Source organism: Azohydromonas caseinilytica, from assembly GCF_012927045.1.
Lineage (GTDB): Bacteria > Pseudomonadota > Gammaproteobacteria > Burkholderiales > Burkholderiaceae_C > Azohydromonas > Azohydromonas caseinilytica.
The window spans coordinates 84,043-99,266 of the sequence record NZ_JABBFW010000008.1; the positions used below are offsets into that span (position 1 = coordinate 84,043).

The following is a 15,224-nucleotide window of genomic DNA, read 5'->3' on the forward strand; positions in this document are numbered from 1 at the left end:
CCTGGGTCCCCGCCTGCGCGGGGATGACGAAGTAGTCAGTGGACTGCATCGGCTTGCGGCCAATGGCCAACAATTTTTTATGGGCAGCAATGGCTTTGAGCCGGAATGACGACATCGCCGCTGCCAGCCGGCAAGGCCGGCTTGTGTAGCGTCAGGCGGCAACACCCCAATAGAGCCGCCCCAACAGCATCTCGACCCTCCGGGCACCCAACTCCGAAAGCGCGACATCCAGCGGCGCCCTGCCCTCCAGCATCGGATGTGGCGCCTTCAGAAACGCCCTTGCGCTTTCGTCGTCATTCCAGACCGCCAAGGCGGTGGCATACACGCGCGCCAGCCGTTCCAGCCGCTGCGAGGCCCGCACGCTCAACCGTTCCTGTCCTTGCCTCTCTGCCGCATCCGGCACGATCTGCTGCCGCAGCCGTCGCTGCTCTTCAGGGCTCGGCGTGACCTGTCCGATGCAGGACTGGAGCGCTTCCCGCGGCAGCCCGATAGTGACGTGCGACTCCAGCTCCGCCAGGGATTGAGGCAACGGCGTCAGCGCCAGTACGGCGCCGATGGCTTCAGGTAAGGCAAGCAGCATCACGGGCTCCGTGCTCAAGCAGAACCTTCAGTGTGGCGCAACCGAATGTGCTGTCACTGCTTGCCGCCAAAGCGGTGTTTCAGACCATAACGGCCGCCGCCGCCCTCTCCTCCCGCAGCAGCCCGAACAGATCCTTCGGGTCGTCCTGCAGGGGCATCAGGTCGATGCGCTGGCCCAGGCCCAGGGCCAGGGCGGTGTCGTGCACGAAGCTCAGCGCCGAGTAGTCCTCCAGCGCGAAGCCCACCGAGTCGAAGACGGTGACCGCGTCGGCCGAGCAGCGCCCGGGCCGCGTGCCGGCCAGCACCTGCCACAGCTCCGTGACCGGGAAGTCAGCCGGCATCTGCTGGATCTCGCCCTCGATGCGTGTCTGCGCCTCGAACTCCACGAACACCGAGGCACGCTCCAGCACACCGCGGTGCAGCTCCGTCTTGCCGGGGCAGTCGCCGCCCACGGCGTTGAGGTGCATGCCGGGCTCGACCAGCTCCGACGTCAGGATCGTGGCGTTGGTCTTGTCGGCCGTGACGGTGGTGACGATGTCGGCGCCGCGCACGGCCTCGGCGGTGCTGGCGCAGACGGTGAGGCTGAAACCCTGCCCGTCCAGGTTGGCGACGAGCTTGGCGGTGGCGGCCGGGTCCACGTCGAAGAGACGCAGCTCGCGGATGCCCAGCAGGTCGCGGAAAGCCAGGGCCTGGAACTCGCTTTGCGCGCCGTTGCCGATCAGCGCCATGGTGCGACTGTCGGGCCGCGCCAGCGCCTGGGCGGCGACGGCGGACATGGCGGCGGTGCGAATGGCGGTGGCCAGCGTCAGCTCACTGAGCAGCCGCGGCGCGCCGGTGGCGACGTCGGCCAGCACGCCGAAGGCCATCACGGTGGGCAGGCCCTCGCGGGTGTTCTTGGGATGGCCGTTGACGTACTTGAAGGCGAAGCGCGCGGCATCGGCCACGGGCATGAGCTCGATCACGCCATCGCGCGAGTGGCTGGCCACGCGCGCGGTCTTCTCGAACTCGTTCCAGCGCAGGAAGTCGCGCCGGAGCTGTTCGGCCACGCCGGCAATGCAGGCTGGCAAGCCCTTGCGCTGCACCAGCCGCACCATGTCGCGCGTGCCGACGTACAGCGTCTGGGTGGCGGTGTGAATGGCGGTAGAAGGGGGCTGGTCCAACATCTCTTGTCTCCCGTTTGATGAATGACAAGAGTCTCCCCAAGCCCCACGCCAGCCGGAAGCGCCAGGAATGCAGCATGACGCTGCATCCGCTGGCGAAACGGCAGGCGCGATTGCCGTTTTGCTCAGTGGCTCAAGGCGTGGCCTTGGCGCCCTCCACGGCGCGCTCCACCGCCGGCGAGTAGGCGTTGCGCAGGTACGGCACCGGCTCGGAGCGGCCGTCGGCGGCGACGGTCCAGACGTCGGTGCTGGCGCCGGCGTCGGGCGAGGTCATGGCGTAGAGCACATGCGCGTCGTCCAGCCACTCGATCTGGTCGTCCACGTTGCGCTTCTCGGGCAACGGGGTTTCCACGCCGGAAGCGAGGTCCAGCACGTGGAACTGCCAGACGATGCGCCCGTCCACGATGAAGCGCTTCTTGTAGGCCACGCGCCTGGCGTCGGGCGAGAGCGACGGGCACTCGACGTTGTCGTGCAGCACGCGCGCACTGCGCGAGGCGATGTCGCCCCGGATCAGGTAATGCCGGCCGCCGCTGGAGAGCGTGGCGAAGAAGCCCTTGGTGTCGGGCGTGAAGGTGACGCCCCAGAAATTGAAATCCTGCTGCTTGAAGGGCTGGCCGTCCTTGGTGATGGCGAAGCTCTCCAGGTCGGCGACGACCTTGCCGCGGGCGGCGTCCACGATCTGCGTCTGCGTCGAGAAGTCCAGGTTGGCGTAGCCATGGCCGGCGGTGAACACGGTGTAGGCCGCCAGGCGCCCGTCGCGCGACATGCGGGTGCGGCTGGGAATGCCCTGCAGCTTGAGGCTGCCGGTGACGGCGAAGGTGGCGGCATCGAAGAGCTTGGCGTCGTAGGTGGTGACCACGCCACGGTCGGCGGTGAGGCACATGCCCCGGCCGCCGGAAACATGCACCACCTCGCAGCTCATCTGCTCGACGAAGCGCGTGCCGCCCTCGCCGGCCGCCTCGCGCCAGGCGAGCTGGCCGTAATGCGCGTCCACGCCGGTGTGGCGGAAGAAGACGCGGCCGGACGCCACCGTGGCCACCGGCGCCACCGGCTGCTGCACCAGCGCCGGTGCCGACGCAGGCGCGGCCAGGCGCTGCTTGGCATGGAACAGGTAGCCGCCCAGTGCCGCGGCGGCGGCCACGCACAGGGCGGAAAAGGCGAATACGCGCTTGTTCTTCACTTGGAGATCCTCCCCAGGCCCCAGTGGGCCGCCAGCAGCGCCAGGGCCAGCGCCGCGATGAACACGGACACCGCCACCTGCGTGCCCCAGGCCTGCCACAGCGCGCCGAACAGCACGGAGGACAGCAGTTTCGACAGGCCGATGGCGGTGGCGATGAGCGCGATGCCGGTGGTGCGCCTTGCCGCCGGCACCTCGGCGCTGGCCATGGCCATGAGCACGCCCTCGGTGCCGGCGTTGAACAGGCCCAGCAGCGCCAGGCAGCCCAGCAGCGCCGGCACGCTCATCGGGCCGGAAACCAGGAGCACGCCGTAGAGCAGCCCCAGCACGGCGTAGCCGCCCAGGAAAATGCGCGCGCGGCCCAGCCGGTCCGCCACCCGGCCGGCAGGCACCGACATCAGCATGTAGACCGCCGCCGTGGCGACGTAGAAGAGCGGGAAGTAGCCGGTGGCCGCCGGATGGCGCTGCTGCAGCATCAGGTACAGGAAGCCGTCGCTGATGGTCGCCAGCGCCAGCAGCGCGCCGCAGCCCGCCAGCACCAGGAAGCGGCGCGTGATCCAGCCGCGGCCGGCGAGGTCCTGGGCCAGCGCCGGCGCCGGCACGGGCGAGGCCGTCATGGCCGGGGCGGGCCGCGGCACGAAGAACCACAGCACCGCCACGCCCAGCAGCCCGAAGACGAAACTGGTCACCCACACCGCGTCAAAGGCGCCGGGCAGCTGGGCCAGCAGGATGAAACCCACCACCGGGCCGAGCAGCGAGCCGCAGGCGTCCAGCGCGCGGTGCACGGCGAAGGCGCCGGCGTACTGGCCGGCGGGCGTGTTGAGCGAGATGAGCGCGTCGCGCGGCGCGCTGCGCAGTCCCTTGCCGGCGCGGTCCAGCCCCACGACCCACAGCAGCGCGCTCCACGAGCTGGCCACCAGCAGGACCAGCTTGCACAGCGTGGACAGCCCATAGCCCGCCAGCGCCAGCTCCTTCTGCCGCGCGTGGCGGTCGGCCAGCCAGCCGGCCAGCAGCGCCAGCAGCGCGATGGCGAAGCCGTTGTAGATGCCGTCGATGAGCCCGTACTGCGCCGGGCTCAACCGCAGGTGCAGCACCAGGTACACCGGCAGCGTGCTGTTGACCATCTCCGACGAGATGTCGGTGAGCAGGCTGGTGAAGCCCAGTCCCCATACCACCGGGCTGACGCGCACGGCGGCGGCGGCGTCGACACGCGACGCCTGGCCGAGCTTGACCTGCTCGAACCAATCGAACCTGTACATGAGTTCCCCTGCTCCCGTGTTCAGCCCTTGACTGTTACGGAAGGACGCAAGGGCGGCCCAACGTCATCCCCCATCCGAATGGATGCTTGAAAGGGATGAAAAAGCCGGCTCGCGGCCGGCTTGGTGAGGGTGGAGCTTCAGTGGCGGCGGCGCGCGGCCCAGCCGAGGGCGCCCAGGCCCAGCAACCACATCGGCACGCTCGCGGGCTCGGGCACCACCGGCACGGTGAAGCCGCCGTAGCTGAAGCTCTGGTGGCCCGAGGGCGTGCGCGGGTCGGCCCACTCGCCCTGCCGGTCAGCCACGAAGTGCTTGACCGAGCGGTCCAGGAACGCTGACTCGAACGAAAAGCCCGCCACGGTCTGCCCGGCGTACACGCCGCGCGGCGTCTGGCCGGGCCAGGGGTCCGACGCGGAGTAGGTCCACACCACGCTGCGGTAACCCTGCAGGTAGACGTCGAGGCCAGGATTGTTGGGCACGACCGCGGCCTGCCAGCCGGGATGGTCGGCGTCGCGCAGCGGCCGCGCGCTCGACAAGGCCGTGGCATCGGTGTAGAGCACCAGCCACCAGATCGGGAGCTGCTCGCTCAGGTTCGAGAAGGTGTAGTGGTAGGCATAGAGGCCGTTGCCGGTGCGGGTGATGCGCTCTTGGAGCTTCAGCACGCCGGCGGCGTCGTCGCGCCAGGCAATGTCGGCTTGCGTCAGGCCCGGGCACAGCAAGGCGGCGCTTGCGGCCGCGATCAGGAACATGCGCATGGACGGCTCCTTTGGGAGCAAGGGGACCGCATCGTGTGGACACGGTCCGCGCAAATCCATCCTTCGCGTCCTTCAGTTGCAACCCGCTGTCAGCCAAGCCCCGGTCCACGGGTCCGAGGACCCGGCGGCGAGCCATGCGGCGGCCGGCGCCACGCCGCTGGAAACTTGGTTTCCAGCGCAGCTTCCACGGCTTGGCATGGCAACCGGGCGGGGCTCAGCCCAGCTGCAGCATGCCGCGGGCGATGGCGAACTCCAGCAGGTCCTTCTCGGTGGGTTCGGCGCTGAGCCAGCGCCGAGCCAGCCAGCGCAGGAACAACGGCCCGGCGACGCGGCTGGCCGGGCCGTCGCGCTCCCAGGCGCGCACGATGGGCGCCATCAGGCCAGGCAGTGCCTCGTCCTCGAAGGCCTGGCGCAGCAGCAGCTGCTCCTCGGCCGGCAGCGCCCCGAAGCGGGCCTCGCAGTCGCGCGCCTGGGCGCGCTCCCACTCGTCGCGGATGCCCTGCACCGAGGCCTGCACCATCGAGGGCGGCGGCTCGGCCGGGGCCAGGGCGGGCGCCGGCGCGACGCCGGCGTAGCCCTTCTTGAGCGCGTCGCGCAGGTAGGCCGCAGGAGAGGTCAGCGGCGGCAGCGCGGTGTTGCGCAGGCGCTGCTCCACATGCTCGACGGTCGCGCGCAGCAGCGCCTCGTCGCTGCGGTTGTAGAGCAGGTCGGCCTCCTCGTCCTTGAGGCCGAGCTGGCGCAGCCGCTCCACCAGCTCCAGGTCGAAGGTGGCGGACTGCGCCACTTCCGGCGCCGCCGGACTGCGACGCAGCACGCGGAACTGCAGCTCCGCCACCCGGCGCCCTTCCTTGTGCTCGATGAGCTCCAGCACGAAGTCTTGCTGCAGCGCATCGACCTCGGCCAGCGCCGGCCGCAGCACGTCGCGCTTGAAGTAGCGGTAGTCCACCTTCTCGATGTCGCTGCGGCCCGTGAGCACCGAGGCCCACCAGTACAGGTCCTCGCGCATGGTCAGCCGCGAGGGCGAGGTCAGGTACTGCATGCCCAGCTCGAACAGCACCGCCGTGGCGTAGGAGCGCATCTGCGCGCCCACCTCCAGCAGGATGCGCGTGTAGCGGCTGGGTTTGAGCAGGCGCTCGCGCACCTTGTCGGGGTAGCTCCAGCTGATGATCACCGGGTAGCCCGAGCCGCGCTCGGCGATCTCCACCGCGCCCAGCAGCTGCGAGGAGGTCCAGCGCTGCTCGCCCGCGCCCACCGAGTTCCATTCGATGAGCGTGGTCTGCATCTCGCGGATGTGGTCCTTGAGCAGGGCCACGTTGCGCGAGTTGAAGTGGGCGTCGCCGATGAGCGTGGCCAGCGGCAGGCTGTACTGGTGTTCCTCCACACCCTGCTGTTGCGCGTGGTAGAGCAGCGCGTTGTAGATGCGGCGCGACAGCAGCGTCAGCCGCCCCTTCTTGGGCCGGATGGCGATGGACTCGTTGGCCTTCTGGACCATCGCATCGTCGCGACGCGGCGCCGGTCGCCGCCGATCGGTGGCTGGCGCGGCTTCACGTGCCATGTCGGGATGCGCTGGGTCGTTGTCGTCGCCGGTGATGTCCATCCGGCCATCATGCCCGAGGGTTGTGATTCGATCAATTCACATCTCACACGAACGCGCGTTGAAGTTATTGAAAGAACTCCGTTGAAAAGCTTGAAATACGTTGATGTACCGAAAATGCCATGTGTGACAGTCACTTGGCGCGCTTCATGTGAGTGGAGTTGGGATTCGATGTGAGCTCTTCTGGTCTTCAATGTGAGTGGACATGGGGTTCTACGGTGTCCATGCGTGAGCCCGGCTGGTCTTCGCTGTGAGTGGATATGGGTTTCGGCCACAACCAGCGGCGTTTTCCGATTTTTGGAACTGCTTCGAGGCCGGATCGGTCGCGCAGGAAACCACCCGGCTGCGGGTCTTCACCAAGCCTTTGGAGGCTTGAATCCCATAACAGCTCACGTCTGCGCTGCCGCCACCGACCCTGAAGCCCAAGCAGGCTCACATTGCAGCGCGCGTCCTGCTCGGCTGTATCCCAAGCGTTCTCACATTTGAGCTTGCGCGTTTCCCGGCTGTGGGAGGATGGCTACAGCTTCTGAAATTCTTCCGGGGACTCAACGCTTTTTCATAAACTGCCGCTGTTTTTGTTGACTCGGCAGAGAGATGAAGAACGAACAAACTGTTCCGGAAGGGACTGGAAACCTGGTTTCCACGGCGCCCACGGCGGTGAACCGCCCCGTCATCGACATGGCGCGCATCACGAGCCTGGCGACGCGGGCCTCGGGGATGGTGGAAGGTATCCGCGGGCGGCTGCTGGCGCCCGAGGCGCGCAAGATCGCACCCAACTTCACGGCCACGCAGCTGGCAGCGCTGTGCGGCGTGGACAAGGCGCATGTGGCCTACCGCATCACCAAGGGCGACCTGCCCGCCGGGCAGCTCACGCCCACCGGCGGGCGGCGCGAGTTCACCCTGGACGAGGTGCGGCGCTGGACGCGCGAGTACCGCCGCACGGCCATGCGCCCGGCCGGCCAGCAGGCCATCACCATCGCGGTGGGCAACTTCAAGGGCGGTGTCTCCAAGACCACGACCGCGATGATCCTGGCCCAGGGCCTGAGCATGCGCGGGCACCGCGTGCTGGCCATCGACGTCGATCCGCAGGGCTCCTTCTCCACGCTGTTCGGCATCCTGCCCGAGACGGAGGTGGAGGAAGACATGACCATCGTGCCCATCTGCCGCGGCGAGGCCGACGACATCCGCTACGCCATCCAGCCCACCTACTGGCCGGGCATCGACCTGGTGCCGGCGGCGCCGCTGCTGTTCCAGGCCGAGTTCAGCCTGCCGGCGATGCAGATGAACGACCCGACGGCACGCTTCTGGGACGTGCTCAACGCCAGCCTGGAGGGCGTGCGCCAGGAGTACGACGTGATCATCATCGACACGCCGCCCTCGCTGTCCTACGTAACCATCAACGCCTTCATGGCCGCCGATGGCATCCTCGTGCCGGTGCCGCCCTCGGCGCTGGACTTCGCGTCGTCGGCGCAGTTCTGGAGCCTGTTCGCCGACCTGGGCAGCAACCTCGACCAGGCCTCCAAGCGCGGCAAGACCTTCGACTTCCTGCACGTGCTGCTGTCGCGCGTGGACCAGTCCGACGTGGCCGCGCCGGCGGTGCGGCAGTGGATTCAGGCCACCTACGGCGAGTACCTGCTCCCGGTGGAGGTGCCCAAGACCACGGTGACCTCGTCCAAGGCGGCCGAGTTCGGCACCGTGTACGACGTGCAGAAGTACGAGGGCTCGGCCAAGACCTACAAGCGCGCTTCCGAAGCCTATGACCGCGTGGTGGAACTGGTGGAGCAGTCGGTGGTCGAGGCCTGGCGCGGCCGCGCCGCCGCCGGTGTCGCGGCAGCGCCCGCTACCGCCTGAAGCCGTGGAAACCAGGTTTCCACTCCGACCATGACGAATCCCATGAGCATTGATCGAACCAGGAGCGCCACATGAGCAGCATCGGCAAGCGGCTTCTTGCCACCACCGCGGACTTGGCCGCATCCATCGAGGCCCGGTCCGCCCAGGGCGAGGCCGGCAAGGCCCCGCTGCCGCGCACCGCGCCGGGCCAGATGCTGGCCGCGCGCAGCGAGATGCTGGCGATGCAGACGGAGCTGCAGGCGCTGCGCGAGAAGCTCAAGGCCTTCGACGGCTCGTTGCCCACCGTCAGGATCGATCCGGCGCTGATCGACGCCACGCGCTGGGCCAACCGCCACCCTTCGGCCTTCACCACCGCCGCCTTCGCGCGGCTCAAGTCCAGCATCGAGCTCGCCGGCGGCAACGCGCAGCCGATCCTGGTGCGCCGCACCGAGGACGGCGCGCGCTACGAGATCGTGTTCGGCCACCGCCGCCACCGCGCCTGCCTGGAGCTGGCCCTGCCGGTGCTGGCGGTGGTGTGGGACGGGCCGATGCCGGATCTGGACCTGTTCCTGTCCATGGACCGCGAGAACCGCGAGCGTGAGGACCCTTCGGCCTACGAGCAGGGCATTACCTACCTGGCTGCGCTGGACGCGGGACTGTTTCCGTCGCAGCGCCGGCTGGCGGAAGCCATCGGCGTGAGCCACACCTGGGTGCGCAAGGCCACGCTGGTGGCGCAGCTGCCCGCCGCCATCGTCGAGACCTTTGCCACGCCGCTGGATATCCAGCCGCGCCATGCCGAGGAACTCCAGCAGGCGCTGGACCAGGACCGCAAGACCGTGCTGCGCCGTGCCGAGAACGTGCGCCGCATGAGCCGCCGTCCCAGCCCGGGGCAGATCGTGGCGCAGCTGGTGGGGCGCGCCACCGAGAAATCCGTCCCCGAGAAGTTCCACGTCGGTGGGCGCCTGGCCGGCGGCTGGAAGCGCGACAACCGCGGCCGCGCGGTGCTGACGCTGGAGGCGCATGTGGCGAACGATGCCTTCATGGCCGAGTTGTCAGACGCGCTGGTCAAGCTGCTGCGCAAGCTGGAAACCTAGTTTCCAGGGCGTGCGGGGCCTCCACCGGGCTCCGTGCCGACCCGCACTCCCAGAAGCGTCATCCGGACTGGAAACCTGGTTTCCAGTCCGGTGAGTGGCCCGGGGACCACGCTCTGCCCGGTACGGTGGCTTGCTCCCCGCAGTTGCTGCACACCCGAAGTAGAAAGCCTCTGAACGCTGCGCTGCGACCGGACGGTTCCGATCGGCATCTTTCCCGTGCAGTCACCGTGCACGCCGAAGGGCCGGCCCGTGGCTGGACAAGACAGGCTCGACGGCGACCGACGCGCCCGACTTGACCCAATGGTTCCAAGAGCCCGGAGGCCGACGGCGGCATTCGGTCGTCCACTTCCCCGCGGCCCGTCATGGGTGCCCCTTTCAATCTCCAGCCCGGCCGTGGAAACCAAGTTTCCACGGGCGCGGTGCACCGGCTGGCCACGGCGGCAGTTCCCGGACGAAATGGCCGTTACCCAGCCCTTCTCCTGCACCGGTTCGTCAGCGGACGGGCGCCTCGCTCGTGGGCCGCAGCGTCGAGCAGCAGTAATTCTTCGCCGATGTGAGTAGGGCTGTGACCGCGTTCGAGCCGACGCCGCTCTGCGCCGTGGCTTCGTACCGGCTCGCCACACCTGTGTTGCCGTTATGGAAGGCGGGCCCGTCGGTGCCTATTCCCCCCATGCGAGACCGTTCCTTTACGCCGGCCCGGGTTCGCATCGTCGGCACGAATTGCCTGCGCGGCGTGTTGTGCGGGCCGCCGGGCGCGTATTCCCGCTTATTGTGAGAGCGTTTGTGATTCGGGGCGGCCAGGATCGGGGGCCCGGGACGCGCCATTGGACGTTCGCGACCGAGGCCGTCCCAAGAGGCGCCACTCAACGGGAGGGGCATGCGACTGGTCGGTACTGGTCCCACCGCTAGCGATATGAGGCGTCGTCTCGGATTGACGAGGACTGGAGTTACGCCAGAAGGCTGCGCCGCCGCGTGTGTCGGGAGCAGCCTTCAATGAGGCCGAGAGCCATTGCGCTGCTCACCGCCCGCACATCGGTATGGACTGCAGGCCACAGCCCAGGTGTGACAGGCTCGGGTGCTCGGCCACGAGCGCTCATGCCCAGGCGGGTGGACCCTTACCCCAGATCGTCGCCTGCGAGGCAGCTGAGTGGAGGGTGACACCGTGCCTGGCGGCGTCAACCGGCCTGCGCGCGGAAAAGCCGGCACCCGACCTGCATTGATGCCACTGTGCACCTGCACGTCCCCTGGCAGCGCCGACAAGCGTCCCGGTGCAGGGCGAAGGCGCCTGATCTCTGTGACGGCAAAGCCGGCCTCTGTCCGTGTATCTGGCCGCAGCCTGCTGGAAATCTGGTTTCCAGTCGCCCCGGGTTCGCAGCCGCCGTTATTCCCCAAACGCCTTTTCCATCCCGTCCTGCAGGCGCTGCAGTTGGGCCTTGGCGTAGCGCATGGTGGTGCGCGGGTCGGCATGGCCGAGTTGCGCCTGCACCACTTCCAGCGGTGCACCGCGCTCCAGCGCGCGCGTGCCGCAGGTGTGGCGCAGCCAGTGCACCGAGGATTTCTGGGCGCCGCGGCGCTGCGGCTCCGTCAGGGGTGCCCAGCGCAGCGCGCGCCGCAGCCAGGAGCGCACCGTCTCGTACAGCGCCTGGTAGCCGATCGGAGCCGCCGCATCGGTGACACTGGCCACCAGCGGCGCATCCTCGGGCGCTCGCTCCAGCGGCGGCAGGCCGCGCACCAGCAGGTAGGCGTGCAGCGCGCGCAACGCTTGCGTGGGCACGGCGGCGATGCGCTTGCGCGCGCCCTTGCCCTGCACCTGCATGGCCCAGCGTCCGCCCACCGGCCGCAGGTCCGACAGCCGCGCCGACACCAGCTCGCTGGCGCGCAGGCCCGTGGCCTCGGTGAAGCGCAGCAGGAACAGGACGCGCTCGCGTGAAGGTGAGGTTGGTTGTGATTCGATCCAGGCCAGCATGGCGGCCCACACTGCCGGCTCGAAGGCGCGTGAGTCCAGCGCATGCGTCGCCACATCGTCGCCCGTGCGCCGGTTCACCAGGTCCCAGGGGTTGTGCACCAGGTAGCCGCCCTTGACCAGCCAGGCGAAGAGGCTGGCCACGATGACGACGGCCTGGCGGCGGCTCGCCAGCGTGAGCTGGCCGGCGAACGGGGCCCAGCCCGGCTGCATCGGCGCGGCGCGGCGGCGCGAGATCCAGCGTTCCGGCACATGCTCCAGGAAGGTCATGTATGCCAGGCAGTCCTCGGCCGTCAGCGCGGAAAAGGACTTGTGGCGCTCGATCGCCGCCCACAGGTGCAGCCGGTGCGCCTCGCGCTGGTAGGCGCGCGCTGTGGTCTGGCTGCCGGCGCGGGCCGCGACCCATTGCTCGATCGCCTGCGCGTCGCTGGTTGCCGAAATCGCGGCCCCGGTGACGGCGGCGCGGTTCGGTCCCGGCGGCGGCTGCGGCACGAGGTCGAAGCGAGGCCGGCGTTCCACCCCCGCCGCCAGGGCCAGGCTGGCCGCCATCGGCGCCGCCAGGGCCGACCCGGGCGCCGGCAGCAGCTGGCGCAGATGGCTCTCGATGCGCCGGGCCTTGGTGAGGCCGATGGCCGGGATCGAGCGCCACCAGCGGCCGCCGCGCTCCACCGCGCGCTGCAGGTCCTGCAGCAGCAGCAAGCCGTTGGCGTGCAGCCGCTGCGCCAGCTGCGGGTCGAACCAGACGGCAATCGCGTCCGTAGGCCGTGGCGCCTCGCATGCCAGCTGCTCCAGCGCGCGCAGCGCCTCGATCTGGCGCTGGCGCAGCCGCTGGTTGCGCGCCGTGCGCCGCTCGTGGGGAAAGGCCTGCCGGTAGAGCTCCTGCAGCTCGGCCTCGCTCCAGCCCTCCAGCCCGTTGGCGGCGGCCCAGTCGGCCAGGGCAGGGCGGCCGTCGCCGTCCGCGCCGCGGATCACCAGGCCCACCAGCCGCCAGCGCGCGTCGCCGGCTCGGCGCGCCATCGAGCGCAGCAGCTCCACCACCGCGCGATGGGCCGCCAGCGCGGCATTGCCGTGCTCGATGCCCAGGTAGCGCTGCGCCGAGGCGTGGATCGACAGCCCGTCGGCCACCGCCCGCAAGTGCGCGAAATGGTGTGGCCCCATGCGGCGCAGGTAAGTGCTTGTGGCGTCGGACTTGGCGGACATCGTGTCGGAAGCGGCCGGAATCGGCATGAAAATTTAGGGCTCAGATTATTGCCGTTATCCGAGCCGCAAAAGCGTGCTGAACGTGCCGGCGTGGTCCGCGTGCCATGCCGGCCTCGACGATGGAGCCGCGACTCAAAGCTGCTCTTTGAGCAGGTAAAGCGCCCGGTCCAGCAGCTTGTGCGCGGTGCTGCGGCGGCGCCAGCCGGCGAGGTCCAGCTCCTGGCAGTCGCGCATGTCGCGCTCGAAGATTTCTTCGAGCTGCCGCGCCAGCGCGCGGTCCACCACGCCCAGGGTGATCTCGTCGTTGATCTCGAAGGAGCGGTCGTCGAAGTTGCTGGAGCCGATGGCGCACCAGATGCCGTCGATGGTCATCACCTTCTGGTGCGTGAGGGTCTTGGGGTACTCGAACACGCGCACGCCCGCGGCCAGCAGCCGCTCGAAGTTGTGGTGCGCGGCGTGCTGCACGACGGGCATGTCGGAAGCGTCGGCCGAAGGCACCATCACCCGCACGTCCACGCCGCGCTCCACCGCCGCGGCCAGGGCCCGCAGGGCGCGGTCCTGCGGCAGGAAGTAGGGGTTCTGTATCCACAGCCGCCGCCGCGCCATGCACAGCACCAGGTGGTGCAGGATCTTCACCGCCGGCGCCGCGCGCTCGGGCTTGGCGCGGGCAATGTGCAGCGTGACCTCGCCCGCGGGCTCCAGCTTCGGGAACACGTCCTCACCCACGAACAGCTCGCCGCACTCGGCCACCCAGTTCTCGCTGAAAGCCGATTGCACCGCGTGCACGCCAGGCCCGCGCAGGCGCAGGCCCAGGTCGTGGAAAGGCTCCTTGCCCTTCATGCCCTCGTACAGCCACTGATCGACGATGCAGTGGCCGCCCACCAGCGCCACGCGCCCGTCGGCCACGCACACCTTGCGGTGGTCGCGCCGGTTGAGCACGCCCAGGTTGCGCAGCCGCGGCGCGTGGTAGTGAACAAGCCGGCAGCCGGCGTCCTTCATCTGGCGCGTCGCGGCCTCGCCCATCTTGCTGCAGCCGCGCGCGTCCAGCAGCACGCGCACCTGCACGCCGGCGCGGGCGCGCTCGGCCAGCGCCGCGGCCAGCCGCGCGCCCAGGCGGCCTTCCTTCCACAGGAAGGTCTCGAAGTGCAGCGAGTACCGCGCCGCGGCGATTTCCTCGAACAGCGCGTCGAAGAAGGCGCCGTTTTCCAGCAGCTCGACGGCGTTGCCTTCGATCATCGAGGCATGCGTGAGCCCGCTCACCGAGGGCAGCATCCGGTCCAGCGGCTGGTCGCAATCCAGCGACAGCTCGGGGTCGCGGTGGCGCTTGATCGACCAGATGGCAATGCCCAGCAGCACGACCAGCGCCAGCAGCCCCAGCACCACCTTCCACAGCGTGTCGGTTGACTCCATGCCGGCGATTCGACCATGCCGACGCGCGCGGCGCGGCGCCGGCCATCCCCCTCAGCAGCCGGCCGGCGGCAGGCCTGCCGCTGGGCGCGATCCGGGGTGGCGGCTCAGCGCGGGCAGCCCTTGCAGCCGTCCAGCGAGGCGCCGCGCCACAGCGTGCTGCCGTCCACCGTGGCCCCGGTCAGGTCGGCGCCCGAGAGGTTGGCACCCTCGAAGTTGGCGCCGCGCAGGTCCGCGCCCTGCAGCCGTGCCTGCTGCAGCTCCGCGCTGCTGAAGTCCACGCGGCGCAGGTCGGCGCGCTGCAGGTCGGCGCCGCGCAGGTTCGCGCCGTTGAAGCTGGCCCCCTGGGCGCTGGCCTGCGACAGGTTGGCGCCATCGAGCCGGGCGTCCTGGAAACTTGCGCCCGTGAGCCTGGACGCCGGCATCCGGGCCCGCGTCATGGCTGCGGCGCGGAAACTGGCCCCGTCGAGGGCGGCGGCGTCGAGCTTGGCATCCTGCAGCGTGGCCTGGTTGAACCGGGACTCCTGCAGCAGGGAACCGGAAAGGTCCGCGCCGCTGAGGTCGGCACTGAAGAAGTTCGAGTGGTTCAACTTGGCCTCGCGCAGCTGCGCGCCCGCCAAGTGGGCGTCGGGGCACAGCGTGGCAGCGGCGATCGGACAGCCGTTGACGACCGGGTCGGCCGCCAGCGCCGGCGCGCCGGCCAGGCTCCATGCGCCCAGGATGGTGGCGGCGATGCGGGAGAACAGGGGCTTCATCGGGCTTCTCCGGGACGTTGAAACTGGCCCCTTGCGGCTGCAAGCGCTGTGCCTTCGCCCGCGCGCACCGCTGCGGCGCTTCCTGGGCGGCCGCCACCCGCCCCGCGTTGGGGCGCCAGCTTGACCGTCCTGCGAGGCGGCGCACCAAGCGGGAATGGCGCCATGGACGGCGCCTGCCCGGAGCGTCGCCGGGCTCAATACGTTGTCATGAATATGTCAGCTTGTTCCGGCTGAGAATGGTGCTCAATAACCGCAGGCTGACAAAAAATTTATCGCGAAAGACAAAAAATTTACATCACAGGATGCGGCAGTTTGCATGCCGTGGTTTACGGCGCCAATGTTTGATTTCCGACAAACAGCCGCAAGTCGGTCCGGGATTTCACCAAGCGTCGTCCCATTGCCCGCTTCCAAACGCCCCTCTATAGTGCATTACATCAATTAACCAGCTGAATTG

Annotated in this window: 11 protein-coding genes; 2 read left to right on the plus strand and 9 right to left on the minus strand. The window is 69.3% G+C overall.

The window, feature by feature from the left end; translation table 11 throughout:
• Positions 1-151: 151 nt before the first annotated feature.
• From HHL10_RS13470 to HHL10_RS13495, 6 genes are all read right to left on the minus strand, one after another.
• Positions 152-580 carry an Xre family toxin-antitoxin system antitoxin gene (locus HHL10_RS13470; RefSeq protein WP_169160888.1) on the minus strand — a complete coding sequence of 143 codons (429 nt, stop codon included), beginning with the start codon at positions 578-580 and terminating at the stop codon, positions 152-154.
• A 79-nt stretch (positions 581-659) separates the two neighbouring features.
• Complete coding sequence (ocd, locus tag HHL10_RS13475; RefSeq protein WP_169160889.1) at positions 660-1,742, minus strand: ornithine cyclodeaminase; 1,083 nt, start codon at positions 1,740-1,742, stop codon at positions 660-662.
• A 130-nt stretch (positions 1,743-1,872) separates the two neighbouring features.
• On the minus strand, positions 1,873-2,919 hold the full coding sequence (locus tag HHL10_RS13480; protein ID WP_169160890.1) for a TolB-like translocation protein: 1,047 nt from the start codon (positions 2,917-2,919) through the stop codon (positions 1,873-1,875).
• The gene (locus tag HHL10_RS13485) at positions 2,916-4,175 is read right to left on the minus strand and encodes an MFS transporter (RefSeq protein WP_169160891.1); all 1,260 of its coding nucleotides are present in this window, start codon (positions 4,173-4,175) and stop codon (positions 2,916-2,918) included. The genes HHL10_RS13480 and HHL10_RS13485 overlap by 4 nt, the downstream gene beginning before the upstream one ends.
• Before the next feature lie 137 nt (positions 4,176-4,312).
• Complete coding sequence (locus HHL10_RS13490) at positions 4,313-4,927, minus strand: PEP-CTERM sorting domain-containing protein (RefSeq protein ID WP_169160892.1); 615 nt, start codon at positions 4,925-4,927, stop codon at positions 4,313-4,315.
• A gap of 214 nt (positions 4,928-5,141) precedes the next feature.
• Positions 5,142-6,524, minus strand: a complete 1,383-nt coding sequence (locus HHL10_RS13495) for a replication initiation protein (RefSeq protein ID WP_169160893.1) — start codon at positions 6,522-6,524, stop codon at positions 5,142-5,144.
• A gap of 654 nt (positions 6,525-7,178) precedes the next feature.
• Here HHL10_RS13495 and HHL10_RS13500 point away from each other — a divergent pair.
• Both HHL10_RS13500 and HHL10_RS13505 read left to right on the plus strand, forming a co-directional pair.
• Positions 7,179-8,372 (plus strand): AAA family ATPase, encoded by a 1,194-nt coding sequence (locus tag HHL10_RS13500; RefSeq protein ID WP_310734590.1) that lies wholly within the window; start codon positions 7,179-7,181, stop codon positions 8,370-8,372.
• A gap of 71 nt (positions 8,373-8,443) precedes the next feature.
• Positions 8,444-9,445, plus strand: a complete 1,002-nt coding sequence (locus HHL10_RS13505) for a ParB/RepB/Spo0J family partition protein (protein WP_169160894.1) — start codon at positions 8,444-8,446, stop codon at positions 9,443-9,445.
• 1,381 nt (positions 9,446-10,826) lie between these two features.
• On the opposite strand, the gene HHL10_RS13510 is transcribed toward HHL10_RS13505, so the two are convergent.
• From HHL10_RS13510 to HHL10_RS13520, 3 genes are all read right to left on the minus strand, one after another.
• The gene (locus HHL10_RS13510) at positions 10,827-12,635 is read right to left on the minus strand and encodes a site-specific integrase (protein ID WP_169160895.1); all 1,809 of its coding nucleotides are present in this window, start codon (positions 12,633-12,635) and stop codon (positions 10,827-10,829) included.
• 105 nt (positions 12,636-12,740) lie between these two features.
• Positions 12,741-14,018, minus strand: a complete 1,278-nt coding sequence (locus HHL10_RS13515) for a phospholipase D-like domain-containing protein (RefSeq protein ID WP_169160896.1) — start codon at positions 14,016-14,018, stop codon at positions 12,741-12,743.
• 104 nt (positions 14,019-14,122) lie between these two features.
• The gene (locus HHL10_RS13520; RefSeq protein WP_169160897.1) at positions 14,123-14,770 is read right to left on the minus strand and encodes a pentapeptide repeat-containing protein; all 648 of its coding nucleotides are present in this window, start codon (positions 14,768-14,770) and stop codon (positions 14,123-14,125) included.
• Between the last annotated feature and the right edge of the window lie 454 nt (positions 14,771-15,224).